General features: G+C 64.6%; 25 protein-coding genes. 15 read left to right on the plus strand and 10 right to left on the minus strand.

Translation table 11 applies throughout. The annotated features are described in order from the left end of the window. The first annotated feature begins 23 nt into the window (after positions 1-23). Positions 24-314, plus strand: a complete 291-nt coding sequence (locus EN862_RS30940) for a DUF1127 domain-containing protein (RefSeq protein WP_127867332.1) — start codon at positions 24-26, stop codon at positions 312-314. A 356-nt stretch (positions 315-670) separates the two neighbouring features. On the opposite strand, the gene EN862_RS30945 is transcribed toward EN862_RS30940, so the two are convergent. The 4 genes from EN862_RS30945 to EN862_RS30960 form a co-directional block, all read right to left on the minus strand. After that, positions 671-1,687: a DUF937 domain-containing protein gene (locus tag EN862_RS30945; protein WP_127867331.1), complete on the minus strand. Its 1,017-nt coding sequence runs from the start codon at positions 1,685-1,687 to the stop codon at positions 671-673. 101 nt (positions 1,688-1,788) lie between these two features. After that, a complete protein-coding gene (locus EN862_RS30950; RefSeq protein WP_127867330.1) occupies positions 1,789-3,162 on the minus strand; it encodes a glutamate--cysteine ligase in 1,374 nt (457 codons plus the stop codon). 164 nt (positions 3,163-3,326) lie between these two features. Further along, positions 3,327-4,061 carry a 16S rRNA (uracil(1498)-N(3))-methyltransferase gene (locus EN862_RS30955; RefSeq protein WP_127867329.1) on the minus strand — a complete coding sequence of 245 codons (735 nt, stop codon included), beginning with the start codon at positions 4,059-4,061 and terminating at the stop codon, positions 3,327-3,329. A 133-nt stretch (positions 4,062-4,194) separates the two neighbouring features. Further along, complete coding sequence (locus EN862_RS30960) at positions 4,195-4,857, minus strand: hypothetical protein (RefSeq protein ID WP_127867328.1); 663 nt, start codon at positions 4,855-4,857, stop codon at positions 4,195-4,197. Positions 4,858-4,944: 87 nt separating this feature from the next. Between EN862_RS30960 and EN862_RS30965 the strand changes: the two genes are divergently transcribed. After that, the gene (locus tag EN862_RS30965) at positions 4,945-5,643 is read left to right on the plus strand and encodes a type 1 glutamine amidotransferase (RefSeq protein WP_112130056.1); all 699 of its coding nucleotides are present in this window, start codon (positions 4,945-4,947) and stop codon (positions 5,641-5,643) included. 295 nt (positions 5,644-5,938) lie between these two features. Then, on the plus strand, positions 5,939-6,070 hold the full coding sequence (locus tag EN862_RS37455) for a hypothetical protein (protein WP_263481599.1): 132 nt from the start codon (positions 5,939-5,941) through the stop codon (positions 6,068-6,070). Between the two features lie 96 nt (positions 6,071-6,166). On the opposite strand, the gene EN862_RS30975 is transcribed toward EN862_RS37455, so the two are convergent. Genes EN862_RS30975 through EN862_RS30985 form a run of 3 tightly spaced genes read right to left on the minus strand, consistent with a single transcriptional unit; the run spans position 6,167 to position 8,958 of the window. Beyond that, positions 6,167-6,934, minus strand: a complete 768-nt coding sequence (locus EN862_RS30975; RefSeq protein ID WP_127867327.1) for a metallophosphoesterase — start codon at positions 6,932-6,934, stop codon at positions 6,167-6,169. A gap of 60 nt (positions 6,935-6,994) precedes the next feature. Then, on the minus strand, positions 6,995-8,131 hold the full coding sequence (locus tag EN862_RS30980) for an alpha-hydroxy acid oxidase (protein ID WP_127867326.1): 1,137 nt from the start codon (positions 8,129-8,131) through the stop codon (positions 6,995-6,997). Positions 8,132-8,154: 23 nt separating this feature from the next. After that, positions 8,155-8,958, minus strand: a complete 804-nt coding sequence (locus EN862_RS30985; protein WP_127867325.1) for an FCD domain-containing protein — start codon at positions 8,956-8,958, stop codon at positions 8,155-8,157. Positions 8,959-9,165: 207 nt separating this feature from the next. On the opposite strand from EN862_RS30985, the gene EN862_RS30990 reads away from it, so the two are divergent. The 6 genes from EN862_RS30990 to glcF all read left to right on the plus strand — a co-directional run bounded on the left by EN862_RS30990 (position 9,166) and on the right by glcF (position 15,948). Then, positions 9,166-10,488, plus strand: a complete 1,323-nt coding sequence (locus EN862_RS30990) for a DUF3422 family protein (RefSeq protein WP_127867324.1) — start codon at positions 9,166-9,168, stop codon at positions 10,486-10,488. Between the two features lie 258 nt (positions 10,489-10,746). Continuing rightward, positions 10,747-12,243, plus strand: a complete 1,497-nt coding sequence (locus tag EN862_RS30995; protein ID WP_127867323.1) for an FAD-linked oxidase C-terminal domain-containing protein — start codon at positions 10,747-10,749, stop codon at positions 12,241-12,243. Between the two features lie 47 nt (positions 12,244-12,290). Beyond that, positions 12,291-12,755: a DUF559 domain-containing protein gene (locus tag EN862_RS31000; RefSeq protein WP_245519749.1), complete on the plus strand. Its 465-nt coding sequence runs from the start codon at positions 12,291-12,293 to the stop codon at positions 12,753-12,755. A gap of 214 nt (positions 12,756-12,969) precedes the next feature. Continuing rightward, positions 12,970-14,226, plus strand: a complete 1,257-nt coding sequence (locus tag EN862_RS31005) for an FAD-binding protein (protein WP_127867321.1) — start codon at positions 12,970-12,972, stop codon at positions 14,224-14,226. Then, on the plus strand, positions 14,223-14,612 hold the full coding sequence (locus EN862_RS31010) for a DUF4870 domain-containing protein (RefSeq protein WP_127867320.1): 390 nt from the start codon (positions 14,223-14,225) through the stop codon (positions 14,610-14,612). The genes EN862_RS31005 and EN862_RS31010 overlap by 4 nt, the downstream gene beginning before the upstream one ends. A 10-nt stretch (positions 14,613-14,622) precedes the next feature. Beyond that, on the plus strand, positions 14,623-15,948 hold the full coding sequence (gene glcF / locus EN862_RS31015) for a glycolate oxidase subunit GlcF (RefSeq protein WP_127867319.1): 1,326 nt from the start codon (positions 14,623-14,625) through the stop codon (positions 15,946-15,948). Between the two features lie 185 nt (positions 15,949-16,133). On the opposite strand, the gene EN862_RS31020 is transcribed toward glcF, so the two are convergent. Further along, a complete protein-coding gene (locus tag EN862_RS31020; protein WP_127867318.1) occupies positions 16,134-17,054 on the minus strand; it encodes a bifunctional 5,10-methylenetetrahydrofolate dehydrogenase/5,10-methenyltetrahydrofolate cyclohydrolase in 921 nt (306 codons plus the stop codon). Between the two features lie 471 nt (positions 17,055-17,525). Then, positions 17,526-18,266 (minus strand): L,D-transpeptidase, encoded by a 741-nt coding sequence (locus tag EN862_RS31025; protein ID WP_127867317.1) that lies wholly within the window; start codon positions 18,264-18,266, stop codon positions 17,526-17,528. Between the two features lie 215 nt (positions 18,267-18,481). Here EN862_RS31025 and EN862_RS31030 point away from each other — a divergent pair, with 215 nt between their 5' ends. After that, positions 18,482-19,120 (plus strand): DNA-3-methyladenine glycosylase I, encoded by a 639-nt coding sequence (locus EN862_RS31030; protein WP_127867316.1) that lies wholly within the window; start codon positions 18,482-18,484, stop codon positions 19,118-19,120. A 93-nt stretch (positions 19,121-19,213) separates the two neighbouring features. Here the strand turns inward: EN862_RS31030 and EN862_RS31035 are convergent, their stop codons facing one another. Then, positions 19,214-19,438, minus strand: coding sequence for a hypothetical protein (locus EN862_RS31035; RefSeq protein WP_127867315.1), 225 nt, complete (start codon positions 19,436-19,438; stop codon positions 19,214-19,216). Between the two features lie 463 nt (positions 19,439-19,901). Between EN862_RS31035 and hisS the strand changes: the two genes are divergently transcribed. From hisS to EN862_RS31070, 5 genes are all read left to right on the plus strand, one after another. Further along, on the plus strand, positions 19,902-21,416 hold the full coding sequence (gene hisS, locus EN862_RS31045; RefSeq protein ID WP_127867314.1) for a histidine--tRNA ligase: 1,515 nt from the start codon (positions 19,902-19,904) through the stop codon (positions 21,414-21,416). A 178-nt stretch (positions 21,417-21,594) separates the two neighbouring features. Further along, positions 21,595-22,713: an ATP phosphoribosyltransferase regulatory subunit gene (locus EN862_RS31055; protein WP_127867312.1), complete on the plus strand. Its 1,119-nt coding sequence runs from the start codon at positions 21,595-21,597 to the stop codon at positions 22,711-22,713. Further along, positions 22,710-23,408, plus strand: a complete 699-nt coding sequence (gene hisG, locus EN862_RS31060) for an ATP phosphoribosyltransferase (protein WP_127867311.1) — start codon at positions 22,710-22,712, stop codon at positions 23,406-23,408. The genes EN862_RS31055 and hisG overlap by 4 nt, the downstream gene beginning before the upstream one ends. A gap of 206 nt (positions 23,409-23,614) precedes the next feature. After that, on the plus strand, positions 23,615-25,375 hold the full coding sequence (locus EN862_RS31065) for an AMP-binding protein (protein WP_127867310.1): 1,761 nt from the start codon (positions 23,615-23,617) through the stop codon (positions 25,373-25,375). Positions 25,376-25,385: 10 nt separating this feature from the next. Continuing rightward, positions 25,386-26,009: a poly-gamma-glutamate hydrolase family protein gene (locus EN862_RS31070; RefSeq protein ID WP_127867309.1), complete on the plus strand. Its 624-nt coding sequence runs from the start codon at positions 25,386-25,388 to the stop codon at positions 26,007-26,009. Positions 26,010-26,069: the final 60 nt, after the last annotated feature.

Consider the following 26,069-nt stretch of genomic DNA (forward strand, 5'->3'; position numbering starts at 1 on the left):
GACTCCTGGAAGGAGAGACTGACATGACCACGATCGAATTCGCCTCCGAGACCCCGCGCATCACCACGCGTCCGGCTGTCGCGACGCTTGTGGTCAATGCCATCGCCAACAGCTACCGCGCCTGGAAAAACCGTCGCGCCTTCTATCGCCTTGGCGAGATGTCGGACGCCGAGCTGGCCGATATCGGCCTGACCCGTGCCGACCTTCACGTTGCCGTCGCCGTGCCCTTCGGCCGCGATCCGACGGCGAAGCTGCGCGCGATCGCCAGCGACCGCACCGACACGATCGAGGACCTTGCTCGTCAGGTAGGCTGAGGGGCGGCGTTTCCCTGGATTTCCGGTTGCGCTGAACCTTTTCGCCGTTCCGCGCGACCAAGCTTCATGCAGGCTCCCACACTCCCTGCCGGTTCCCCGCCGGCCAGCCTGCACATTGCCCGGTTCCCCCTCCAGGACCGGGCATTTTTCTTTTAGTTCGTCATTCTAGGGCGGAGCAAGGAGCGAAGCGACGCGCGCAGACCCTAGAATCCATGCCGTGACTTTGACGTGCTGCAACTGTGCAGAATTCTGCTCCGCTGCACCCTTCGGCGAAGGTAACGGCATGGATCCTCGGGTCTGCGCTCCGCTTCGCGTCGCTCCGCCCGTGGATGACGACCTCGCCCTCGGCGCGATACTCACCGCCGGTCCATATCGCGCTTGAACTGGTCGAAGATCGTCCCGACGCTCTTTTCATATTCGTCGCGCTGCTGCGCGCCGGTCTCGAACATCTTGCCGAAGATGTCGTCGAACGGATTTCGCGGACGGCCGCTCGGGTTGGTCTGCGGCTGTTGCGGCGTGCTCTGCTGCGGTTGGCGCTGTTGCGGCTGCGGCGCCGGCTGCCCGCCGGGCACGCCGAAGCTGCCGCCGCCCTGGCGGAGCGTCTCCTCGAAGATCTTGCCGAGCGGATTGTCGCCATAGGGGCTTTGCGTCTGCTGGGGCTGGCCTTGCGACTGCGCGCCGCCGCCGAACATATCCTGCAGCACTTTGCCGAGCGGGTTCTCGCCGTAGGGATTGGGCGCCTGCTGCGGCTGGCTCTGCGGCTGCGGAGCGCCGCCGCCGAACATGTCCTGCAGCACCTTGCCGAGCGGATTCTCGCCATAGGGATTGGGCGCCGGCGCCTGCCGCGTTTGCGGCGCCGGCGCGAGGCCGCCCTGCCGCATCATCTGCTCGATGATCTCGCCCAGCGGATTGCCACTGCCGCCGAAGGCCTGCATCTGCCCCCCGGTCAACTGGTTGTTGGTCTGCTTGAACAGTCCGCCCATCATCATCGAGGCCATGGCCGGCAGCATCTGCTGAAGCACCTGCTGGCTAAGCCCCGTCGCCTGCGCGGCCTGGTTCGCCACGGCGCGCGACAGGTCCTTCGAGCCGAACAGATGGCCGAGAATGCCGTTGCCCTCGTCGATGCCTTGCGGCGAAAAGGCCCTCGTCGCGTCCTCGAAATATTTGGCGTGCTGGCCGCTCGCCATCGCCGTCATGAAGGCGCCCATCCCGTAGGGATCGGCGGTGTTGCGCTGGAGCCCCTGCGAGAAGGCGGGCAGCAGCGCCTGCACCGCGGCCTGCGTCTGCTGCATCGAAAGCCCGTATTGCTGGGCAAGCGCCTGCATGCCGGCGCCATTCTGGGCTTGGGCAAAAATGTCGAACAGGGAAGGCATGGGGTCTCCTCCGGCAGTGTCCTCGCCGGAAAAGACTAGTTCGTTTCGATCACTGATTGAAGCGGCTTTTGCCAACCAACCGCGTAGCGGGCAGCGGACGGTTAATAGGCATATTCCATGAACACCGGCTCGATCGAGCCGCCCCAGCGCGTGTGGTAGGCCGACAGCATCTCCTCGGCGCTGGTCGTGCCGCGCGACACGACCTCGTCCAGCGTGTTGAGGAACGACGTCTCGTCGTAGCCGTCACGGTTCTTCTTGCCGCGGTTCTTCAGGCCCGCGCGCGAGATGGCGAGCACGTCGCGGGCGACGTCGCGCAAGGTGGCGTTGCGGAACGGCGCGGCAATGCCCAGCTCCGGCACGGCGTTGCGCATCGCCAGCGCTTCCTCATAGGTCCAGCTTGCGGTCAGCGCCTCGGCGGCGTCCAGCGCCTGCTCGTCGTAAAGCAGCCCGACCCAGAAGGCGGGCAGGGCGCAGATGCGCCGCCACGGGCCGCCATCGGCGCCGCGCATTTCGAGGAACCGCTTCAGGCGCACGTCGGGGAACAGCGTCGAGAGGTGATTTGCCCAGTCACCCATGGTCGGCAGGCCGTCGGGGATTTCATTGCGCGCCGAGCCCGCCATGAACTGGCGGAAGGTGTAGCGGGTCATGTCGTGATACTGGCCGTCGCGGATGACGAAATACATCGGCACGTCGAGCGCCCATTCGACATAGTCGGCGAAACCGAAATCGGGCGAGAAGCAGAATTCGAGCATGCCCGAGCGCTGGTTGTCGGTGTCGCGCCAGATGTCGCCGCGCCAGCTCTGCAGCCCGTTCGGCCGGCTCTCGGTGAAGGGCGAGTTGGCGAACAGCGCCGTCGACAGCGGCTGCAGCTTCAGCGACACCTGCATCTTGCGGCGCATGTCGGTCTCGCTCTCGAAGTCGAGATTCACCTGGATCGTGCATGTGCGGTACATCATGTCGAGGCCCTTGGTGCCGACCTTCGGCATGTAGCGCGTCATGATCTCGTAGCGCGACTTCGGCATTTTCGGCGTGTCGGCCAGCGACCATTTCGGGCTGCCGCCAAGGCCGAGGAAGCGGATACCGAGCGGCTCGGCGATCTCGCGCACCTGCGCCAGATGCGCATTGCCCTCGCGACAGGTCTGGTGGATCGATTCCAGCGGCGCGCCGGAAAGCTCGAACTGGCCGCCTGGCTCCAGCGAGATCGCGCCCTGTCCGGTCGGCTCGACAAGGCCGATGATGCGGCCGGCATCCATGATCGGATCCCAGCCAAGCTTTTGCTGCATGCCTTCGAGAATGGCGCGGATGCCGCGCTCGCCGCCATAGGGCACCGGCGCGTTGCCGTCGACATAGAAGGGGAATTTCTCGTGCTCGGTGCCGATCCGCCATTTGTCGCGCGGCTTGTTGCCGGCGGCCAGATAGCCGACCAGTTCGTCGATCCCTTCGATGGGCTGTGTATCGGTTGTGTCGCGCGCCATGAGAAAGCCCTCCGCAGCGGTCAGTTGGCCGCCGGGCGCTAGATGGACGAAATGTCAGTAGCCGATCAAGCGAAAAATCCTGAGCCACGGCTCAACTGGATTTGATCTGTATGGCTCGGCCTTTCCCTCTCCCCTCGTAGGCCCCTGGGGGAGAAGCGAAGATGCTACCAGTCGCCGATCGTCGCCTGGATCGCGGCAAGTGCCGCCACCGCCGCCGTGTCGGCGCGCAGGATGCGTGGCCCAAGCGGGATGGCGGTCACGAAAGGCAGCGCCCGCAGCATCCTGCGCTCGTCGTCGGAAAATCCACCTTCCGGCCCGACCAGAAGCGCCAGCCTCTTTTCCTTGATCGCCTGCAAGGCCGGCAGCGGATTGTTGGTCGAAGCGTCCTCGTCGCAGAAGATCAGCCGCCGCTCCTTGTCCCAACTGGCGAGCAACCTCTCCAGCTTCTCTGCTTCACGCACCTCCGGCACCGCCAGTATGCCGCATTGCTCGGCCGCTTCGACGACATTGGCGCGCAGCCGCTCGATGCCGGGCTTCGCCACTTGCGTGTGCTGGGTGATGACCGGTTGAAGGATGCCGGCGCCCATCTCGACGGCCTTCTGCACCAGATAGTCGAGCCGGCCCTGTTTCAGCGGCGCGAAGCAATAGACGAGATCGGGCAGCGGCGGCTGCGGCCGCTGCAGTTCCAGCACTTTCAGCCGGACCGCCTTCTTGGATCGGGCGACGATCGCGGCTGACCATTCGCCGTGGCGGCCGTTGAACAAGAGAACCTCGGCGCCTTCGCCAAGCCGCAGCACATGGGCGAGATAATGGCTCTGCTGCTGTCCGGCATCGAATTCGAGGCCGGGCCCAAGATCGTCCGGCACGAACAGCCGCTGCATTTTGTAGTTGGCGCGCATGGCCGAGCAGGTTCCGCAAAAGTGTCCTCGCGGTTTTGCGATCAGAACCTGCGAAAAACAAGGGAATCTAGGCAGATATTTGCGGGCCATCCCGCGAATATCTGCCGACCAACGGGCGAGGCGATGGATATCGTCAAGTGTCGGCGGTCGGATGCCAGACCGGCACGAAGCCCTGCCGCAGCACAGCAATGGTGGTTACCGGCGTCAGCATGCGCAGCGGCCGGTCGTCCAGGCGATCGAAGGCAATTGGACTGGCGTATCCCGCGAACGACCATCGGCGCGCCGTACCGGCAAGCAGCGCGTAGGCAGCGTCGCCCTGCGCGATCATCGTTCCATCAGGCAGGGCGCCGAGCTCCGACACGGTGGCGCGAGGCGGCTGTCCGCCCGAAGCCAGCCGTTCCTTGTGCAGCCTTTTATCGACCATCGGCGCTCGCGGCTCGTCAACCCCGAAGGCCTCGCCGAAGCGGCCGACGAAATCGGTCGCCCGTTCGCGCCGGCAGAAGAAACAGGGCCGGTGGCCGGCAGCCAATGCCGTCACCTCGTCGAGGAAGAACAGTTCGGTCCAGCCTGCCTTTGCTCCCAAGTCACCATTGTCTTGGCGATTACGGCCCATCGGTTCGCGCCGCACATTTCGGAACTGGCACACGCAGATGATCCAGGCCTGCAAGGCCCAGCGCTTCTTCAACAGCGTTTTCGTCTCGGGGTCGTGGATGATGCCGCGATTGCCGGTGAACAGGCCGCGCTCCGCCACGGCATGGATGGCGCCGAAGGGATCGACCCGGTTCTGCAGTGGCATAGTTTTGTCTCTCGATCCGCATCTTGGCTGAAACACGGGCCGCATGATATCGCTCGCCCCAGCATTTTCATGTCAGCAGGATTCTAGATGCGCGTGCTGGTGGTCCAGAACTACGACAATACCGGCCTCGGCCAGGTCGGTGCCGCTCTGGCCGAAGCGGGCGCCGATCTCGACCTGCGGCGTCCATACCAGGGCGATCCGTTGCCGCAGGATGCAGGCGAGCATGATGCGATGGTCGTGCTGGGCGGCGGGCAGAATGCGCTGGCAGACGAGGAATATCCCTATTTCCCGGCGCTCCTTGAGCTGACGCGCGATTTCGCCGAGAAGGATCGCTCGGTGCTCGGCATCTGCCTCGGCAGCCAGCTCCTTGCCCGCGCATTTGGTGGCGACAACCACATCGGCGGCGCCACCGAGTTCGGCTGGCACAAGGTCTCGCTGACGCCCGCCGCGAAGTTGGATCCGGTGCTGGCGGCGCTGCCCGAACAATTCCCGATCTTCGAATGGCACGACGACACTTTTGCACTGCCTGAGAATGCCGTGCGGCTTGCGGGCAGTCCGGTGGCCGAGAACCAGGCCTTCCGCCTCGGCCGCGCCGTCTATGGCTTCCAGTTCCATTTCGAGGCGGACACGCCGATGGTGCGCGACTGGAGCACCTCCTTCGCGGCAACGATCGCCGAGCGTCACCCCGACTGGAACGACCGGCTCGACAATGAGTTGGCCGGCAATGGCCCCGAAGCCGATGCCGCCGGGCTGGCGATTGCCCGCGCCTGGGTGGCTACCATCTGAGCATCCAACCCCCTCATCGGCCGAAGCGTGGCATAATTGGCACGCCTCGGCGCCTGCGCCTGGGGATAACGCTCTTCTTCCTTGGTTTGTGTCCGGCCGCTCCCCTAAGAGGGCGCGCTTTGTATCGCCGGTGCAACCGCCATGAACCTTTTGTGTGATCCAGCCGACACACCGGCGAAACAGAATCTGCTTAGAAGCGCGAAATCGTCGAAACATTGAGACGCATTTTATCGTTTCAACGCATTGGTAACCGCCTCGTGCCCAGATGCAGAAAGCTTAACCAGAGATGACGTCCGTGAAAGCAGCTCTCCTGTCTTTTGTCATGCTGTCTGCAATCGTGCTCTGCGGCCTGGGCATTTATGCCGCCGACGCAGCGACCAACCACCGGGCCGTCGACGGCTACGGCGTCACCGCCTCGCTGAACTAAGCCTCGACAAAAATCGCAAGCACGCCCGCGCCGGGATTGCGCCAAAAGCGTGTTGAGACCCAGGTCAGGCCAGCCTCACCTGAATATCAGCACGCCTTAGAGCGCCTTGCCTTGCACGTCGATAATCTGCTTGTCGCCGTCGTTGACGGAGAGCGCGCTCAGCGTTCCCGATTTCCACGCGAGCGTGTCGACATTGACCCGATTGGCCTTCACCTCGGCCTCGGGCACCGGCGTGTGCCCGTGCACGATCACCTTTGAAAAAAGCTCCTGGTGATCGTGGAAGGCATCGCGGATCCAGATCAGGTCCTGCTGGTTCTGATGGTCGAGCGGCACGCCCGGCCTTATCCCGGCATGGCAGAAGAAGAAGTCGCCGAAACTGACCGAAAACGTCAGCGATTGGAGGAAGTCGACATGGCTGCGCGGCACCGCTTTCACCAGCGCGGCGTGTCCTCTCGCGATGGCCTCCGCCTTGCCGAACCAATGCATGTCCCGTGTAAAATCCACGCCATAGGACTGCGCCGTCTGGACGCCGCCGTAATTCATGAACAGGCCGTCAGGCTCGCCATTGGCCAGGAATTCGAGCATGCCGACATCATGGTTGCCGGCGAGCATGATGTTGCGCGGATCGCGCTTGCGCGCCTCGATCAGGAAGTCGATGACGCTCTTTGAATCCGGGCCGCGGTCGACATAGTCGCCGAGATGGATGATGCGCCAGTCGGAGCCGGGCGCATGTTCCAGTTCGCTTGCGATGCGCCGGTGCATGGCGGCGAGCAGGTCATGACGCCCATGCACATCGCCGATGGCGTAGAGCCGCATGCCTTCCGGCCCGCGCGCGTCGAGATAGTGGATGCCAGTCTCGCTCAAGGAACCTGTCTTTCGCGTTGGTCGCCGCGCGCAAGCTAGGACCAATCGATGAACAACGCCCTAGCGGCGCAACTGCTCCTTGCCCATATCGGCCACGAGGCGCTTGCCGCACAGCGCCATCGTGACATCCATTTCCTTGCGGATGATTTCCAGCGCCTTGGTGACGCCGTCCTTGCCCATCGCGCCGAGGCCATAGAGGAAGGGCCTGCCGATATAGGTGCCCTTGGCGCCGAGGCAGAGCGCCTTGAGCACGTCTTGGCCGGAACGGATGCCGCCGTCCATATGGACTTCGATCCTGTCGCCGACCGCATCGGCGATTTCTTCCAGCACCGAGATCGAGGACGGCGCGCCGTCGAGCTGCCGCCCGCCGTGGTTGGAGACCACGATCGCATCGGCGCCGGTCTCGGCGGCCATCAGCGCGTCCTCCTTGTCGAGGATGCCCTTCAGGATCAGCTTGCCGCCCCAGCGCTCCTTGATCCAGGCGACGTCCTTCCACGACAGGTGCGGATCGAACTGTTCATTCGTCCAGGACGACAGCGAAGACACGTCGCCGACCCCCTTGGCGTGGCCGACGATGTTGCGGAAGGTGCGGCGCGGCGTGCCGGCGATGCCCAGGCACCAGCGCGGCTTCAGCGCAAGGTCGATGATGTTGGCAAGCGTCATCTTGGGCGGCGCCGAAAGCCCGTTGCGGACGTCCTTGTGGCGCTGTCCCAGGATCTGCAGGTCGAGTGTCAGCACCAGCGCCGAGCACTTTGCCGCCTTGGCGCGGTCGATCAGGTTGAGCACGAAATCCTTGTCGCGCAGCACATAGAGCTGGAACCAGAACGGCTTCTTCGTCGCCGAGGCGACATCCTCGATCGAGCAGATGCTCATGGTGGACAGCGTGAACGGCACCCCGAACGTTTCCGCCGCCTGTGCCGCCAGCATCTCGCCGTCGGCATGCTGCATGCCGGTCAGCCCGGTCGGCGCGAGCGCCACAGGCATCGCCACCTTCTGGCCGATCATGGTCGATTCCAGCGAGCGGTTGCTCATGTCGACCAGCACGCGCTGGCGGAATTTTATCTTGCCGAAATCCTCTTCGTTGGCGCGGTAGGTGCTCTCGGTCCATGCGCCGGAATCGGCATAGTCGAAGAACATCTTCGGCACCCTGCGGCGCGCCAGGTCCTTGAGGTCGGCGATGGTGAGGATTTCGCTCATGGTGGTCCCCGCTAAATCTGTGGTTAGGAGCGTTTGCGTGTGGGTTCGATATCGCCGGCATCGGAGCGCTGTCTCAGCCGCAGCCGGGAGACGCGCTGCCAGTCGCCGCTGCGCTCGGCTTCCGCCATCGAGCGCTCGACATAGGTGATGTGGTCCATCGCCGCCTTGCGCGCCGCGATCGGATCGCCGGCCTTGATCGCGCTATGGATCGCCCGGTGCTGCTCGAGCAGCGCCTCGCGCGCGCCGGGCACGCCGAACACCAGAAGCCGGTTCTGGAAAACGCCTTCCGACAGCAGCCGGTAGCAGGAGCGCAGTGTGTGCAGCAGGATGATGTTGTGCGCGCATTCGCACACCGCGTGATGGAACTCGACGTCGATCTCCGCCTCGTCGTCGAAGTCGCCGGTCCGGTGCGCCTCGTCCATGCGCGCCATGATGCGGTCGAGCAGGGCCAGATCCTCCGGCGTTGCCCGCCGCGCCGCATATTCGGCCGCCACCGCCTCGATCTCGCGCCGGTATTCCAGATAGTCGGTCACCGCCTTGCGGTGCGTGGAGATGAGGTCCGTCACCGGCTTGGTGAAGAGCTGGCCGATGACGTCGGCTACATGCGTGCCGCCGCCGGGGCGCGTCGTCAGCAGCCCGCGCCCTTCCAGCGCCTTCAGCGCATCGCGCAGGATCGGTCGCGACACGTCGAACTGGCGCGCCAGCTCGCGTTCGCCGGGGAGCCGGTCGCCAGTGCGCAGCACGCCTTCGAGGATCAGGCTCTCGATCTGCTGAACCACCTCGTCGGCGGTGCGCGAATGCTCGATCCTGGAGAAAATGTCGCTCAAAGGGGCGCCTGGAGAACGGAACGGATGTCGCCCAGATTAATGCGTCTTTCGCCAACTGGTCAAATTATTTATCCAATTCGCCCAATGCGGTCGGATCGCTTGCCGCGCGCCGCTATCGCCGGATGCTAATATTTGCTGTTTACGCGTCTCGCCGATTGCCGCAAGACGACCGGGTTGCACGAAGGGTCGAAAACAGGGGGACCAGCCGTGTCCGACGAGATGTCCAGTCTCGAATTCCAGCCGCGCGCGCAAGGCAGCGTCCTGGGCTTGCCGGCGCATGAGGGGCGGCCCGGCGCGATTGGCGAGGTCCATGCCCGTCCGCACCCGCTGATAGAAAAGCCGCGCGTGCTGATCCAGCTTTCTTTCATGACCGAGGCCGGCGCCGCGGTCGACCATGCCGTGCTCTCGGAGCTTTCGCGGCGGCTGGGCATCGCCGCGCCGGAGCGCAACGCGCGCCACCACGCCATGAAATGGGGCAAGGGCTCGCTGCGTTGGGAGCGGCATACGGAATTCTCGACTTATCTGTGGGAGGGGCCATTGGCCGAGAATGGCCGGGGGCAGGAGGATTCGCCCTTCGGCAACGGCTTCTCGCCTCCGGGCACGGTGATTTCCGGCATCCGCCTCGAAATTCGCAAATGGACGCAGGCGAGCGAAAGGCTGATCGCCGGCTTCGATCCGACCAGTCTGTGCTATTCGCTGGTCGAGCGGGGCGCCGCCGCCATCATCACCGATTTCCGCCAGGACGGCGACGGCCTGACCCGCATGCTGGTGCTCGACCGCGGCTTGACGCCGGCCAGCACCGGCGCCTTGTCGCAGCGGCTGATCGACATCGAGACCTACCGCACGCTCGCCATGTTCGGCCTGCCGCTGGCGTTGACGCTGTCCGGCCGTGCCCGCCGTATCGAGGACCGCCTGGCCCAGACCACGCTGGAAATGAAGGCCGTCGAGACCCGCGACAGCCAGACGCTTCTCGCAGACCTCACCGAGCTCGCCGCCGAGCTCGAGGCAGACGCCGCGTCCAGCCTTTACCGCTTCGGCGCCAGCCGTGCCTATGACGGCATCGTTACCGAAAGGCTGGGGGCGCTGGATGAAGAGCCGGTGCAGGGTTTCGACACCTGGGCGGGCTTCCTGCTGCGGCGCATGGCGCCGGCCATGCGCACCTGCCGCTCGGTCGAGGAGCGCCAGGCCAACCTGTCGCGAAAGCTCACCCGCGCGACCACGCTCTTACGCACCTGGGTCGATGTCGAAGTCGAGAAGCAGAACCGCGACCTGCTGGCGTCGATGAACAACCGCGCCCGGCTGCAACTGCGCCTGCAGCAGACGGTCGAAGGCCTGTCCGTGGCCGCCGTGTCGTACTACGTCGTCGGTCTCATCGGCTATGTCGCCAAGGGCGCCTCGGTCTTCGGCCATGCCTTCGCGCCCGAGGTCGTCACCGCCGCCTCCGTGCCGGTCGCCATCCTGCTCGTCTGGTGGGGCGTGCGCCGCGTTCGCAGGATGCATTCCGAGCCGGCGAAGCAGCCGGGCGAGTAGGCACCTCTTTTACCCTCCCCCTTGTGGGGAGGGTCGATCCGCGCAGCGGATCGGGGAGGGGGCTCGCCTCGCCAACGCGGCCCCCGCCCCGCTCACTTCGTTCGCGACCCTCCCCACAAGGGGGACGGTAGAGCGCCAGCGGCAGATTGCCGCTGCGGAAGCTGGGCACTACGCTCGCCACCGTATGTAACCAAAGCAGCGTTTGCAACAAAACCGTCGAGCTGGTAAAAGATTTTGACCAGTCAAGCGAGATGACCGATGTCCGGCCTAGCCATGCCCAAGCCAGATGCCGAAACGCTGCGTCGGCGCGCCGAGATCGTCGCCGACATGCGCATCATCGTGCCGGGCGAGGGGGTTGTCGACGCGGCCAATGAAATGCGCGCCTTCGAGAGCGACGGCCTGACCGCCTACCGGCAGCTGCCGCTGGTCGTTGTGCTGCCGGAAACGGTGGCGCAGGTGTCGCGCGTGCTCAAATACTGCAACGAGCGCAACATCCGCGTCGTGCCGCGCGGGTCCGGCACCTCGCTCTCGGGCGGCGCGCTGCCGCTGGAAGACGCGGTGCTCCTGGTGATGAGCCGTTTCAACCGCATCCTGGCGATCGACTATCCCAACCGCATCGTCGTCGCGCAGCCGGGCGTCACCAATCTCGGCATCACCACCGCCGTCGAGCAGGAGGGCTTCTACTATGCCCCCGATCCATCCTCCCAGATCGCCTGCTCGATCGGCGGCAATGTCGCGGAAAATTCCGGCGGCGTGCATTGCCTGAAATACGGGCTTACCGCCAACAATGTGCTGGGCATCGAGATGGTGCTGATGAATGGCGAGGTGGTCCGCCTCGGCGGCAGTCATCTCGACCAGGAAGGCTATGACCTGCTCGGCGTCATGACCGGCTCGGAAGGCCTGCTCGGCGTCGTCACTGAGGTGACCGTCCGCATTTTGAAGAAGCCGGAGACGGCGCGCGCGCTGCTGATCGGCTTCCCGACCAGCGAAGAGGGCGGCCAATGCGTCGCCGACATCATCGGCGCCGGCATCATTCCAGGCGGCATGGAGATGATGGACCGCCCTGCGATCCATGCGGCGGAGGATTTCGTCCATGCCGGTTACCCGCTCGACGTCGAGGCGCTGCTCATCGTCGAGCTCGACGGGCCGAGCGTCGAAGTCGACCATTTGATCGGCCTCGTCGAGGCGATCGCCTACCGCAACGGCTCGACCACCTGCCGCATCTCGCAGTCAGAGCAGGAGCGGCTGAGTTTCTGGGCCGGCCGCAAGGCGGCTTTCCCGGCGGTCGGCCGCATCTCGCCCGACTATTACTGCATGGACGGCACCATCCCGCGCAAGGAACTGCCGCGCGTGCTCGCCGGCATGCGCGAACTTTCCGAGAAATACGGGCTTGGCGTCGCCAATGTCTTCCACGCCGGCGACGGCAATCTGCACCCGCTGATCCTCTACGACGCCAATGTGCCGGGCGAGCTCGACAAGGCCGAAAGCTTCGGCGCCGACATTTTGCGGCTTTGCGTCGAGGTCGGCGGCGTGTTGACCGGCGAGCACGGCGTCGGCGTCGAGAAGCGCGACCTCATGCCGGAAATGTTCAACCAGATCGATCTCGACCAGCAGATGCGCGTCAAATGCGCCTTCGACCCCAATCACCTGCTCAACCCGGGGAAAGTGTTTCCGCAGCTGCGCCGGTGCGCGGAGCTGGGAAGGATGCATGTGCATCGCGGGCAAGTGGCGTTTCCGGATATACCGAGGTTTTGATGGGGGCTCAGGATCAAAGTTCCTCGCCCCCGCAAAGCGGGGGAGAGGTGGCTCGGGCGAAGCCCGAGACGGAGAGGGGGACGCCCTATCAGCCAAGCCGCCGTTCGCCAGAAAAGATCGCCCGAGCGCGCGAGCTGCGTCACGGTGAAAATCAGGCTGAGGCAACTCTCTGGAACGAATTGAAAGCCAAGAAGCTGGGTGGGTATAAATTCGTTCGCCAGATGCCCATCGGTCCGTATTTCGCGGATTTCGCCTGCAGGAGCCAAAAGCTGATCGTGGAGCTAGATGGCAGCCAGCACGCGGACAGTTCATACGACAGGCGGCGGGATGAATTCATGCGGGGCGAGGGCTTCTCGGTTTTGCGGTTTTGGAGCTTCGATGTTTTGAAGAACAGGAGGAGCGTTTGCGAGACGATCCTCGCAGCGCTGGAAGGGCGGCTTGTTGAAGATGTAGTTGCTGTCGATCTCAGGTTTGTTTTCGCAACCAGGCTGACGGGAGACGGCGCTCTATGACGGCCCCCTCTCCGTCTCGGGCTTTGCCCGAGCCACCTCTCCCCCGCTTTGCGGGGGCGAGGAACCCAGGCTTTTCAAGGCCGCGACGTCGGCGATTAGCGTTTCCTCGCCCCCATGGAATGGGGGAGGGGTGTCCGCGTAGCGGACGGAGAGGGGGCAGCGCTGCCACATGCCATTGCCCCCGCCTTGCGGAGACGAGGAAAGGCGCGCGCTCATGACCACCTTTACCCCATCGTCACCCACCGAAACCCTCTCCACCATCCAATGGGCGGCAGCTGAAGAGACGCCCCTCGAAATCCTCGGTCACGGCTCCAAGCGCGGCATCGGCCGTCCGCTGCAGACCGAGCATACGCTCGACCTCTCCAAGCTCGCCGGCATAACCCTTTACGAGCCCGCCGAGCTGGTGCTCTCGGCCAAGGCAGGCACGCCGCTCGCCGAGATCGAACAACTGCTTGCCGAAAACGGCCAGCAATTCGCCTTCGAGCCGATGGACCATGGCCCGTTGCTCGGTGGCGAGCCAGGCAGAGGCACCATCGGCGGCGTGCTGGCCTCGAACCTGTCCGGCCCGCGCCGGCTGAAGGCCGGAGCCGCGCGCGACCATATCCTTGGTGTCGCCGCGGTCTCCGGCCGTGGCGAGGCCTTCAACTCGGGCGGGCGCGTCGTCAAGAACGTCACCGGCTACGATCTGTCCAAGCTGATGGCGAACAGCTGGGGCACGCTGGCGGTGCTCACCGATGTCACCTTCAAGGTTCTGCCGGCCGCCGAAACGGAAGTGACCTTGGCCATCCGCGGTCTGCTCGACGAGGCCGCCGTCGCCGCCATGGCGCTGGCGCTGGGCTCCAGCGCCGAGGTGTCGAGCGCGGCACATCTGCCGGAGCGCATCGCCGCGCGCGTCGCCGGGGGCAAGCACGGCAGCGACGCCGCAACGCTGCTGCGCGTCGAGGGGTTTGGCCCCTCGGTCGTCTATCGCATCGAAGCGCTCAAGCAGCTGCTCGGCAAGGCCGGGCCGCTGGAAGAGATCGCCGGCGAAGCGTCGAAAACCATCTGGCGCGACATCCGCGATTGCCGGCCCTTCGCCGACGGCGGCGCGCGAGCGGTCTGGCGCGTCTCGATGGCGCCATCCGAGGCGCATCACATGGTGATGGCGCTGCGCATGCAGGCGGCGGTCGATGCGTTCTACGATTGGCAGGGCGGCCTGGTGTGGCTGTCGATGCGCGAAGACGATCCGGAGGCCGACCTCTTACGCGGCTTGATCCGCAAGCATGGCGGCGGCCATGCAACGTTGGTGCGCGCTTCGCCCCCGCACCGCGCGGCTCTGCCGGTGTTCGAACCGCAGCCGCCGCATCTGGCGGCGCTGTCGGCGCGGCTCAAGGCCGAATTCGACCCGAAGAATATCCTCAACCCCGGCCGCATGGCGCCGGGCGCCGGCTCTGCTACTCTTGCCCGATCAACGGAGGGAGCAGCATCATGACCAATACCGATCCAGGACCGAGCAGCGCGCCGCGCCAGACCGATCGCTGGCTGGAGCCGGGCCAGACCAACGCGCTGGTCATCTACATTCTCTACCTCGCCAGCCTCGTCATCGGCGTCACCGGCATTGTCGGCATCGTGCTTGCCTACATCAACCGCGGCAAGGCCGGCGGCTTCGTCGAAAGCCACTACACGTTCCTGATCAGGACGTTCTGGATCGGCCTTCTCTACGCGCTGATCTCGGTGGTCCTGATGATGCTTGTGATCGGCTTCGTGCTGATGTTGGCCGTCGCCGTCTGGTTTATCGCCCGCTGCATTCTGGGCATCCAGGCGCTGCAGCGCGGCGAGCCCGTCAGGACCCCGCAAAGCTGGCTTCTGGGACAGTAAGGATTCTTGCGTGCAGACCAATTTCTCCCTTGCCCAGCTCGCCGATCCGCATGTCGCGGAATCGGAGAAGATCCTGCGCAAATGCGTGCATTGCGGCTTCTGCACCGCCACTTGTCCGACCTATGTGACGCTTGGCAACGAACTGGATTCGCCGCGCGGCCGCATCTACCTCATCAAGGACATGCTGGAGAACGGCCGCCCGGCGGATAAGGAGATCGTCACCCATATCGACCGGTGTCTCTCCTGCCTTGCCTGCATGACGACATGTCCGTCGGGCGTGAACTACATGCATCTGGTCGACCACGCCCGCGCCCACATCCAGGAGACCTACAAGCGGCCGCTGCTCGACCGGCTGACCCGGGCCGTGCTGGCCTTCGTGCTGCCTTATCCCAGCCGCTTCCGCGCCGCGCTGAAACTGGCCGGTCTCGGCCGGCCTTTCATAGGCCTGTTCGAAAAACTGCCGGCCTTGAAGCCGGTCGCAGCCATGCTGAAGCTCGCCCCATCGTCACTTCCGCCTGTGTCGCCAAAGGCCTCGCCTGGTGTGCATGCCGGGCAGGGAACAAAGCGCGGCCGCGTCGCCATCCTCACCGGTTGCGCGCAATCGGTGCTCGATCCCGCCATCAACGACACCACCATCTCGCTGCTGACCAGGCTGGGCGTCGAGGTCGTGGTGCCGGAAGGCGAGGGCTGCTGCGGCGCGCTCGTCCATCACATGGGCCGCGAGGATCAGGCCCTGGCCTCTGCCAGACGGAATGTCGACGCCTGGACGCGCGCTGTCGGGCAGGGTGGCCTCGACGCCATCATCATCACCGCGTCCGGTTGCGGCACCACGATCAAGGATTACGGCTTCATGCTGCGCCTTGATCCGGCCTATGCGGACAAGGCCGCGCGCGTCTCGGCGCTGGCCAAGGACGTCACGGAATATCTCGCCACGCTCGACCTGCCCGAGCCGGCGCGCAAGCCGGGCACTGTCGTCGCCTATCACTCCGCCTGCTCCATGCAGCATGGCCAGAAGATCACGCGCCAGCCGAAGGAGTTGCTCGCCAAGGCGGGCTTTGTCGTGCGCGAGCCGCGCGAAGGGCATCTGTGCTGCGGCTCGGCCGGCACCTACAACATCCTGCAGCCCGAGATCTCGGCGAAACTGCGCGACCGCAAGGTGAAAAATATCGAAGCGACCGGCGCCGAAATCGTCGCCACCGGCAACATCGGCTGCATCACCCAGATCGCCTCCGCCGCGAAGCTGCCGGTGGTGCACACGATCAAGCTGCTCGACTGGGCCTATGGCGGTCCCATGCCGGAGGGCGTTTCCGAACGAGAGCTTGCGGCGGCAGAGTGATCCTTGTCGTCGTCGCCCCTCATCCGGCCGCTTCGCGGCCACCTTCTCCCCGGCGGGGAGAGGAGGTTGGGGCCGGCGCCGACAATCTCCTCTCCCCTCGGGGGTCCGAAGGACGGGCGAGACCCGTGGCTCGCCCCGGAATGGTCACCCGAGCGAAGCGGAGGCTGGGTGAGGGGGAGTGCCGCCTACTCCGCCGCGAGCTGATCCGCCACGCCATACGTCGCGCGGTAAAGCGCGCGCTGGCGGTTGAGCGCCACCATGGTGTTGCGCAACAGGATCGCGACCGTGAGCGGGCCGACGCCGCCCGGCACCGGCGTGATCCAGGACGCCACTTCCTTGACGCTGTCGGTATCGACGTCGCCGACGATACGGGTTTCGCCGGCGGGTCCGACTTCCGAGTTGATGCCGATGTCGATGACGGCAGCGCCCGGCTTGACCATGTCGGCTTTGATCAACCGCGGCTTGCCGACCGCGACGAACAGCGCGTCGGCACGCCGTGCATGCGCGGCCACCGAGCGCGTCATGTGGTGGCAGACCGTCACTGTCGCCCCCTCGCTCATCAGCAGGAAGGCGATCGGCTTGCCGACGATCTCGGAATGGCCGACGACCACAACCTCCAGCCCTTTCAAATCGAGGCCGGTCTCCTTCAGCAACTCGACCGAAGCGGCCGCCGTGCAGGGCGCCAGATCGAGCTGGTTGTAGACGATGTTGCCGATCGAGGCCGGGTGCATGCCCTCGACATCCTTAAGCGGATGCACCGCTGCCTGCAGCGTCTTGATCGGGATATGCGCCGGGACCGGCCGCTGGATGATGATGCCGGTGACGCGCGGGTCGGCGTTGAGGCCGTGGATCGCCGCTTCCAACTCGCCGGCGGTGATGTCGGCGGCGAAGCGACGCTCCTCGAAGCCGATGCCGGCAAGAGCGGCCTTGGCGCGCTGGTTGCGCACATAGACGTCGACCGCTTCGGTATCCCCGACGGTGATCGAAACCAGCTTCGGCGGAAAGCCCTCGGCCGCAGCAATCGCTGCGTCCTCGCGCACCGAAGCGATGATGCGCTGGGCGACCGGGCCACCTTTCAGGTAGCGGCTGTCGTCGGTCCGGGTCATGGCTGGCACCTCTGCCTTCTGAAGCAATTCAAGGAAAAGCGCGTAAGCGGCGTTGCGTCCGGAATTGCGTGACTATCAGGATTTGTGCACTGCAATAGCAGAGGAGCGCCGGGAAATCAGCCCCGAAAGCGAAACCGCCTGCTTTTGGGGCGACCTAAAGCGCGTCGCGATCTTTCAGATTCGCTCCATGCGCTTTAGGTTTTTGGTTTTACGCATGTCTTTATCCCGAAACCGGTTCCCACTTTCGGGAGACATGCTCTAGCGCGCCATGCGTCAAAGAAAACGCAAAAACGAAAAGGGCAGCGCGGTTGCCCACGCTGCCCTTTCGTGACCGGCCGTATCCCCACACGGCCCGTCCCCCGTAAACTCTGACGCCGGTTTAAGCACATCCCGAAGGATCGCACTATGACTTGTCGGCAACAGCATCGAACCAAAAAGTGCTGCGCCGTCTAACCGGTCGATTCGCTGCGGCTATATCACCTCGACGGTGGTTCCGACATTCACGCGCTCGTAAAGGTCGACGACATCCTCATTGCGCATGCGGATGCAGCCGGAAGACACCGCGCCGCCGATCGTCCATGGCTGGTTGGTGCCGTGGATGCGATATTCAGTGGTGCCGAGATAGAGCGCGCGCGCGCCAAGCGGGTTCTCGATGCCGCCGGCGAGATAGGTCGGCAGGTAACGGCCCTTGGCCGCCTCGCGCTTGATCATCTCCGCCGGCGGCCGCCAATCCGGCCACTCGCGCTTGTTGGTGATCTTGTGCGTGCCCGACCATTCGAAGCCCGGCTTGCCGGTGCCCACGCCATAGCGCCGCGCCTTGCCGTTCTTCTCGACCAGGTAGAGGAAATTCTGGTGCGTATCGATGACGATGGTGCCCGGCTTCGCCGGCCCGTCATAGGCGACTTCCTGCGGCAGATAGATCGGGTTGATCTGCGGCCGCATCACCATGCGTCTGGCAGGCTGCTGCACGGCCGCCGTCTTCTGCCGGTCGGGCTGCGCCTGGAACAGGCGCTGCAGCGGCTGCTGCGTCGCCTGCCGGGCCGGCCGCACGATGCCCGGCGCATGGCCAAGCTGCAGCACCCAGGGCGCCGAAAGGTCGGGGCTCACCGTCACCGGCGGCATATCGGCATAGCGGTCATTGGCAAGGGTAGTCGTGGCGCCGGCGGCAAGGATCGCCGCGGCACCAAGCAGGGAACAGAACGCTGTCTTCATCGGAACGCACCTTGATCGTCAAACTCGTGCCGAGAGCGGAGGGCCCTTCGGTTGCGCGATCCTTGGCGCGTAGCGGCAAGCAAAACATGAATCGGAATGCGTAAAATGCCACTTTGTCAGTAAACCTTTTGGTGTGGTTACCGGCCGGTTCAGGAATCTGGTAAAGCCACGGTAAAACCAGCGCGGAAGCGCATTAACGAATGGATTTGGTAGCGATGGCGACTGAAAATGCCGGCATTCTCGACGGCCCTGACGGCAAGGCGCGCTGCTTCTGGCACGGCAATTTACCGGACTATCTCCACTATCACGACCAGGAATGGGGCCGCCCGGTAACGGATGATCGCCGGCTGTTCGAAAAGATCTGCCTCGAAGGCTTCCAGTCCGGCCTGTCGTGGCTCACCATCCTGCGCAAGCGCGAGAATTTTCGCGAGGCCTTCGCCGGTTTCGACTTCGACAAGGTGGCGGCGTTCACCGACGCGGATGTCGAGCGCCTGCTCGGCAATGCCGGCATCATCCGCCATCGAGGCAAGATCGTGTCGACCATCAACAACGCCAAACGCGCCCGCGAGATGGCCGACGAGTTCGGCTCTTTAGCCGCCTGGTTCTGGAAGTTTGAACCGGGCCCGGACGAGCGTCCGGAAATCGTCGACCTCGCGCATCTGCGCGCCAATCCGACGACGGCCGTGTCGGTCAGGATATCGAAGGAATTGAAGAAGCGCGGCTGGAGCTTTGTTGGCCCAACGACGGTCTACGCCTTCATGCAGGCGATGGGCCTAGTCAACGACCATCTCGAAGGCTGCTATTGCAGGGCGGAGGTGGAGAAAGAGCGCAAGAAGCTGAAAAGGCCGAGGTAGCACCTTTCCTTCTCCCCGTTCCACGGGGAGAAGGTGCCCGAAGGGCGGATGAGGGGCAGCGCCGGCCTTCGAGATTTCTCGGTAGACGTCGGCTCAAACGCTGCTGGCGCCTGCCAAAAACAGTCCGGCCAGGATTGCCGCCACCGCCGCGAAAGCCGGGTAGATCACCAGCAGGCCCGTCACCAGCGCGTCGCGCGCGCTCGGCTTGGCCGCAACCTCGAACGGCCCGGCCGGCTGCTGCGCCGGCTTGAGCGCCGGAACCCCGGCAGGCCTCAGCCTTGCGGTCTCGTTCTCGATGATGTCTTCAGCCGTCGTCATGGCCCCGAACCCCTTGTTTCGGCGGGCTTTATGGTCGCGGATTGTGTCGGCAGCATGCCGCGCTGGTGGCGGAATTGTTTCGTTTTTGGTGTGGTTTGTTTCGAGAGGTGGGCTGGAACCTCAAAATACCCGAAACCAAGACCGACGCTAATCTTCGCCGCTCGGCGCTGCCCCTCATCGCCCTGCCGGGCACTTCTCCCCGTATAGTAACGGGGAGAAGGACGCTGCCGCCGTGGTTTTCGCCAATCACCCGCGCCGGAGCTGTCGCGCCAGCGCCGAGGCTCCTCCTTCTCCCCGTTCCACGGGGAGAAGGTGCCCGAAGGGCGGATGAGGGGCAGCGCGGCGCTTGCGACTTAGGCTGCAAACCCTTGCCGCACCAAGCAGCATCGGTTAGGACACGCGCGCCTTGGAAATAGGAAATTTCCTATCCATAGCGAGCCACGAAACACTGAGTACCGATCCAATGGCCGACAAATCCGAAAAGACGAAAGCGCGTTTGCCGCGCGGTTTTGCCGACCGCAGCGCCGAAGACATCCGCGCCGTCGAGAAGATGATGGCGACCATCCGCTCGGTCTATGAGCTTTACGGCTTTGAGCCCGTCGACCAGCCGATGATCGAATACACCGATGCTTTGGGCAAATTCCTGCCCGACCAGGACCGGCCGAACGAAGGCGTGTTCTCCTTCCAGGACGACGACGACCAGTGGCTGTCGCTGCGCTACGACCTGACCGCACCGACGGCGCGCTTTGTCGCGGAAAATTTCGACAAGCTGCCGAAACCCTATCGTAGCTACCGTTCCGGCTGGGTGTTCCGCAACGAGAAGCCCGGCCCCGGCCGCTTCCGCCAGTTCATGCAGTTCGACGCCGACACGATCGGGACGCCGGGCGTCGCGGCTGACGCCGAGATGGCGATGATGATGGCCGACGTCATGGAAGCGCTCGGCATCAAGCGCGGCGACTATGTCATCCGCGTCAACAACCGCAAGGTGCTCGACGGCGTGCTCGAGGCGATAGGCCTCGGCGGCGACGAGAACATCGGGCGCAGATTGCAGGTGCTGCGGGCCATCGACAAGCTGGACAAGTTTGGACCGCAGGGTGTGAAACTCTTGCTTGGCAAGGGTCGTTGGGATGGCGGCAAGGAAGGCGAGGGTGATTTCACCAAGGGAGCTGGCCTAGACGATGTCCAAATTGAGGCCGTTCTTTTCGCGACTGCGAAGCCAGATCGGGCCAGCGAAGGCCATCAGGATTCGGCTGTTCGTGCGAGCCAATTCTTCAATGACGGTCTGGCTGAATTGTCGACAATTGAAGCTTTGGTTAGGGCCGCCGGCTACGGGGAAGATCGCATAGTGATGGACCGTTCCGTCGTCCGCGGCCTCGAATATTACACCGGCCCTGTCTTCGAGGCCGAGCTCCTGGCCGAGATCCCCAATGACGAAGGCCAGATCGTGCGCTTCGGCTCGGTCGGCGGCGGCGGGCGCTATGACGGGCTGGTCTCGCGCTTCCGCGGGGAGCCGGTGCCGGCGACCGGCTTCTCGATCGGCGTCTCGCGGCTGATGACGGCGCTGAAGAACCTCGGCAAGCTGGATACCTCTGATGTCATCGCGCCGGTCGTCGTGCTGGTCATGGACAGGGACACCGAAAGCCTCGGCCGCTACCAGAAGATGGTCGCCGACCTGCGCGCCGCCGGCATCCGCTCGGAAATGTATCTCGGCGGCGCCGGCATGAAGGCGCAGCTCAAATATGCCGACCGCCGCGGCAGCCCGGTGGCGATCATCCAGGGCGGCGACGAGCGCGCCAAGGGCGAGGTGCAGATCAAGGACCTCATCGAAGGCGCGCGCATGTCGGCCGAGATCACCGACAATGCCGAATGGCGCGCCGCAAGGCCGGCGCAGGTCACGGTGGCGGAGGGTGACCTGGTGGCTGAGGTGAAGAAGATTCTGGCGGCGCAGGCGGCCGACCGCACAAAGGGTGGCGCTTGAGCCCCCCTCTCTGGCCTGCCGGCCATCTCCCCCTCAAGGGGGGAGATTGGATGTCGCGACGGCTTTCGCCAATTTTCAACGTTGCAGGAGGAGGCGCGGCGCTCAAACTGCAAATCTCCCCCCTTGAGGGGGAGATGTCCGGCAGGACAGAGAGGGGGGCCTCGCGCCCAACCTATCCATGACCTCCCGCCCCGCCATCGCCGCCGACATTGCAAAACTCTTCGCCACCCGCGACACGCATCCCGTCGAGGTCGCCGTGCTGCAGCCGGCCGATCCGTTTCTCGACATGGCGGGCGAAGACCTGCGCCGACGCATCTTCCTCACCGAGAGCGAGACCGGCAAGACTTTGTGCCTGCGGCCCGAATTCACCATTCCCGTTTGCCTCGACCACATTACCAGCCAGGCCGGCACGCCGCGCCGCTATTCTTACCTGGGCGAAGTGTTCCGCCAGCGTCGCGAAGGCGGCAACGAGTTCTTCCAGGCCGGTATCGAGGACCTCGGCGATCGCGACACGGCCGCCACCGATGCCCGCTCGCTGGCCGACGCGCATGCGCTGCTGTCTTTGGTGCTGCCCGGAAAGGCGCTCGCCATCACGCTTGGCGACCAGACCCTGTTCGAGGCGGTGCTGGCGGCGCTCGGCCTGCCGCGCGGCTGGCGCATGCGCCTCGCCCGTGCCTTCGGCTCGGCGCCGACGCTGGAAGCGGCCCTTGCCGATCTCGCCAATCCGCCGCGCAACAGCCAGCTGTCCGGTCCGGTTGCCTTGCTGGTGCTCGACGGCGATGCGGAAGGCCTCGCCGCGCACATTGCCGAAGGCATGGAGGAGGCCGGTCTGTCGGCTTCCGGCGGCCGCGCGCCCGCCGACATTGCGCGCAGGCTGATCGAGAAGGCGCAGTTGCGCAGCGTGCGCCTGTCCGATGACGCCTTTTCGGCGCTGAAGGGTTTTCTCGAGATCGACGTCGCGCTCAGCGGCGCGACCGCGGCGCTGGAAAAATTCGCCGCCGGTGCCGGCCTGTCGCTAGGACCGGCGCTGGAGAATTTCGCCGCCCGCGCCAAGGCGATCGAGGCGCATGGCCTGCCTGCGGCGCAGATCCGTTACGACGCCGCCTTCGGCCGTCCGCTCGACTATTATACCGGCCTCGTCTTCGAGATCGCTGTCCAGGGAGGCGATCGCCCGCTGGCCGGCGGCGGCCGTTACGATCGGTTGCTGACGCTGCTCGGAGCAAAAAAGCCCATCCCCGGCGTCGGCTTCTCGGTCTGGCTCGACCGCATCGAAGCCTTGCGGGAGGCAGCGCAATGATCACGCTGGCGATCCCGTCAAAAGGCCGTCTCAAGGAACAGTCTCTCGAAGTGTTGGCCAAGGCTGGCCTTGCCGTCACCCTGCCGGAGGACAACCGCAAATACCGCGCCCGCATCGACGGGCTCGACAATGTCGAAGTGGCCTTTCTCTCGGCTTCCGAGATCGCCGGCGAGATCGGGCAAGGGTCGGTCGATCTCGGCATCACCGGCGAGGATCTGCTGCGCGAGAACCTCGCCGATTGGGAGGCCCGCGCCGAGATCGTCGCGCGCCTCGGCTTCGGCCATGCCGACGTCGTGGTCGCGGTGCCCGACATCTGGCTCGATGTCGATACCATGGCCGACCTCGATGACGTCGCCGCCGATTTCCGCCAGCGCCACGGCAGGCGGCTCAGGATCGCCACCAAATACTGGCGGCTGACGCAGCAGTTCTTTTCGCTCAAGCACGGCATCCAGGTCTATCGTATCGTCGAAAGTCTCGGCGCCACCGAAGGCGCGCCGGCGGCAGGGCTCGCGGACGTCATTGTCGACATCACCACCACCGGCTCGACGCTGCGCGCCAACCACCTCAAGGTGCTGGGCGACGGGGTGATCCTCAAGTCTCAGGCCTGTCTGGTCGCGTCCAGGAAGCAGCGTGATGCGGTGGATGAAGAGCAGGTGCGTGATATCGCCGCGAAGATGTCAGCGATAACGGAGTAGCGTCGGCGCTCCCCCTCATCCGACCGCTTCGCGGCCACCTTCTCCCCGACGGGGAGAAGAGGTAAGCGCCGGCGCCGACAGTCTCCTCTCCCATCGGGAAGAGGTCAGCCGAGCGAAGCGGAGGCTGGGCGAGGGTCAGTACCTTCGGCGGGTTTCCACCGCTCTTGCAGGCTGATAGTCTCAATCATCCCGGGGAGGAGACGGCGATGGCGATCAAACTCGACGAGCTTATGAACGCCAGCAATCTGCGCAAGACCCGCAACAGCTTCATTGCTCCGGTCGATGGCAAGGCGCATGTGTCTGGCGATCGCTCGGTGCCGCTGCTCGACAAGACCATTCCGGAGCTGTTCTCCGATACGGTGAGCAGATACGCCACGCTCGACGCCGCCGTCTTCGTCGGCCAGGACAAGCGCTTCACCTGGAGCGAGCTCTCGGATGCGGTCGACGCCCTGGCCGCCGGTTTCCTGGCGCTCGGGCTGGAAAAGGGCGACCGCGTCGGCATCTGGTCGCCGAACCGCTGGGAATGGCTGGTGACGCAGTTCGCCACCGCCCGCATCGGCCTGATCCTGGTCAACATCAACCCGGCCTATCGACTGACCGAGCTGGAATATGCGCTCAACAAGGTCGGCTGCAAGGCACTGGTCACGGCGGCCCAGTTCAAGACATCCGACTATCTCGGCATGATCGAGACGCTGGCGCCGGAGATCGCCGAGGCGGAGCCCGGCAAGCTCAAGGCGAAAAAGCTGCCGGCGCTGAAGATCGTCATCCGCATGGGCGACGACAACTCGCCCGGCATGTTCAATTTCGGCGATGTGCTGGCCATGGGCGGCCGCGACGAGCACGACAGTCTCGACCGCATCTCGGAGAGCCTGAAACCCGCAGATGCCATCAACATCCAGTTCACCTCCGGCACGACCGGCGCGCCTAAGGGCGCGACGCTGACCCACGCGAACATCGTCAACAACGGCAATTTCGTCACCTCGGCGATAAAACTAACCGTCGACGACCGGCTCTGCATCCCGGTGCCGCTCTACCATTGCTTCGGCATGTCGATGGGCACGATGGGCTGCGTCTCCAAGGGCGCGACCATGGTTTTCCCTGGCGAAGGGTTTGACGCCGGCGCGACGCTGAAAGCGGTCGCGCAGGAACGCTGCACCGGCCTCTATGGTGTGCCGACCATGTTTGTCGCCATGCTCGACCACGCAGAATTTGCCGGCTTCGACCTCTCCAGCCTGCGCACTGGCATCATGGCCGGCTCGCCATGCCCGATCGAGGTGATGAAGAAGGTCGTCTCGCTGATGCATATGAGCCAGGTGACGATCGCCTATGGCATGACGGAGACCAGTCCTGTCTCCTTCCAGAGCAGCGTCGACGACCCGCTGGAAAAGCGTGTCTCCACGGTCGGGCGCATCCACCCGCATGTTGAGGTGAAGGCGATCGGCGCCGACGGCGCCACCGTCGCGGTCGGCGAGCCGGGTGAGCTCTGCACGCGCGGCTATTCGGTGATGAAGGGCTATTGGGACGACGCGGAGAAGACCCGCGAGGCGATCGATGCAGACGGCTGGATGCACACCGGCGACCTCGCCACCATCGATGCCGAGGGCTATTGCAACATCGTCGGCCGGGTGAAGGACATGGTCATCCGCGGCGGCGAGAACGTCTATCCGCGCGAGGTCGAGGAATTCCTCTATCGCCATCCAAAGGTCAAGGAAGTGCAGGTCTTCGGCATTCCGGATGACAAATATGGCGAGGAGCTCTGCGCCTGGATCGTGCTGAAGCCCGGCCAGATCGCGACCGCCGAGGAAATCAAGGCCTTCTGCGCCGGCCAGATCGCGCACTACAAGGTGCCGCGCCACATCCGTTTCCGCACCGAACTGCCGATGACCGTGACCGGCAAGCCGCAGAAATTCCTGATGCGCGAGGCGATGGTGGAGGAATTGGGGCTGGTGGCGCAGAAGACGGCTTGAAACGGCACTTATGGACAACGAGTTTCCCAATTTCGCGGCGCTGAAAGCCGCCAAAATCGAAAACGTGGATTATCGCATCGTCGTCCGCCGTGGCGCGCGAACCGGCGGTGCCCTCGTCATGGCCCCGCATGGCGGCAAGATCGAGCCCCGCACTTCCCTGATCACCGAGACGATAGCCGGCGGCGATCTCGACATATATTGCTTTGAAGGGCTGATGCCGGAAAGCAACCGGGAGCTGCACATAACGTCCAGGAACTTCGACGAGGAGTCGGCGCTCAACCTGTTGCGGACGAAATCCACTGTCGTTGCCATTCACGGCCGCCAGGATCGGGAGGATCCGTCGACGGTCTATCTGGGCGGCAAGGACGCTGCATTGGTGTCAGAGATAGCCTGGCGTCTGCAGGAGGCCGGCTTCCAGACGCAAAAGGACAACCATCCGTTTCCGGGCATCCAGGATTCGAATATCGTCAATCGCGGACTGACGGGAAAAGGAGCACAGCTGGAAGTGCCTTTCTCGCTGCGTCGCCGGCTGGGCAATGAGCCGGAACTTCTGGAAAAATTCTGCGGGGCGGTTCGCAAGGCCATCGACATAGTCGACGCCAGAAACGATGCCCGGTCCCCAATCATGTTTTGAATGGTGCGCTAGGCGGCAAACATGCCCGTGAGACGTGCTCCTCACGTGTTTTTCCGCTAA

The sequence above is a fragment of the Mesorhizobium sp. M2E.F.Ca.ET.219.01.1.1 genome (assembly GCF_004016445.2).
Classification (GTDB): Bacteria; Pseudomonadota; Alphaproteobacteria; order Rhizobiales; family Rhizobiaceae; genus Mesorhizobium.

Bases quoted from the DNA above. Each gene is read 5' to 3' on its own strand.
- EN862_RS30940 (WP_127867332.1), top strand. From the start codon at position 24: ATGACCACGATCGAATTCGCCTCCGAGACCCCGCGCATCACCACGCGT.
- EN862_RS31030 (WP_127867316.1), top strand. From the start codon at position 18,482: ATGGCGACTGAAAATGCCGGCATTCTCGACGGCCCTGACGGCAAGGCG.
- EN862_RS31035 (WP_127867315.1), bottom strand. From the start codon at position 19,438: ATGACGACGGCTGAAGACATCATCGAGAACGAGACCGCAAGGCTGAGG.
- hisS (WP_127867314.1), top strand. From the start codon at position 19,902: ATGGCCGACAAATCCGAAAAGACGAAAGCGCGTTTGCCGCGCGGTTTT.
- EN862_RS31055 (WP_127867312.1), top strand. From the start codon at position 21,595: ATGACCTCCCGCCCCGCCATCGCCGCCGACATTGCAAAACTCTTCGCC.
- EN862_RS31025 (WP_127867317.1), bottom strand. From the start codon at position 18,266: ATGAAGACAGCGTTCTGTTCCCTGCTTGGTGCCGCGGCGATCCTTGCC.
- EN862_RS30960 (WP_127867328.1), bottom strand. From the start codon at position 4,857: ATGCCACTGCAGAACCGGGTCGATCCCTTCGGCGCCATCCATGCCGTG.
- EN862_RS31005 (WP_127867321.1), top strand. From the start codon at position 12,970: ATGACCACCTTTACCCCATCGTCACCCACCGAAACCCTCTCCACCATC.
- EN862_RS30950 (WP_127867330.1), bottom strand. From the start codon at position 3,162: ATGGCGCGCGACACAACCGATACACAGCCCATCGAAGGGATCGACGAA.
- EN862_RS31065 (WP_127867310.1), top strand. From the start codon at position 23,615: ATGGCGATCAAACTCGACGAGCTTATGAACGCCAGCAATCTGCGCAAG.
- hisG (WP_127867311.1), top strand. From the start codon at position 22,710: ATGATCACGCTGGCGATCCCGTCAAAAGGCCGTCTCAAGGAACAGTCT.
- EN862_RS30995 (WP_127867323.1), top strand. From the start codon at position 10,747: ATGTCCGGCCTAGCCATGCCCAAGCCAGATGCCGAAACGCTGCGTCGG.
- EN862_RS30965 (WP_112130056.1), top strand. From the start codon at position 4,945: ATGCGCGTGCTGGTGGTCCAGAACTACGACAATACCGGCCTCGGCCAG.
- EN862_RS31010 (WP_127867320.1), top strand. From the start codon at position 14,223: ATGACCAATACCGATCCAGGACCGAGCAGCGCGCCGCGCCAGACCGAT.
- EN862_RS30945 (WP_127867331.1), bottom strand. From the start codon at position 1,687: ATGCCTTCCCTGTTCGACATTTTTGCCCAAGCCCAGAATGGCGCCGGC.
- EN862_RS30955 (WP_127867329.1), bottom strand. From the start codon at position 4,061: ATGCGCGCCAACTACAAAATGCAGCGGCTGTTCGTGCCGGACGATCTT.
- EN862_RS30980 (WP_127867326.1), bottom strand. From the start codon at position 8,131: ATGAGCGAAATCCTCACCATCGCCGACCTCAAGGACCTGGCGCGCCGC.
- EN862_RS31020 (WP_127867318.1), bottom strand. From the start codon at position 17,054: ATGACCCGGACCGACGACAGCCGCTACCTGAAAGGTGGCCCGGTCGCC.
- EN862_RS31070 (WP_127867309.1), top strand. From the start codon at position 25,386: ATGGACAACGAGTTTCCCAATTTCGCGGCGCTGAAAGCCGCCAAAATC.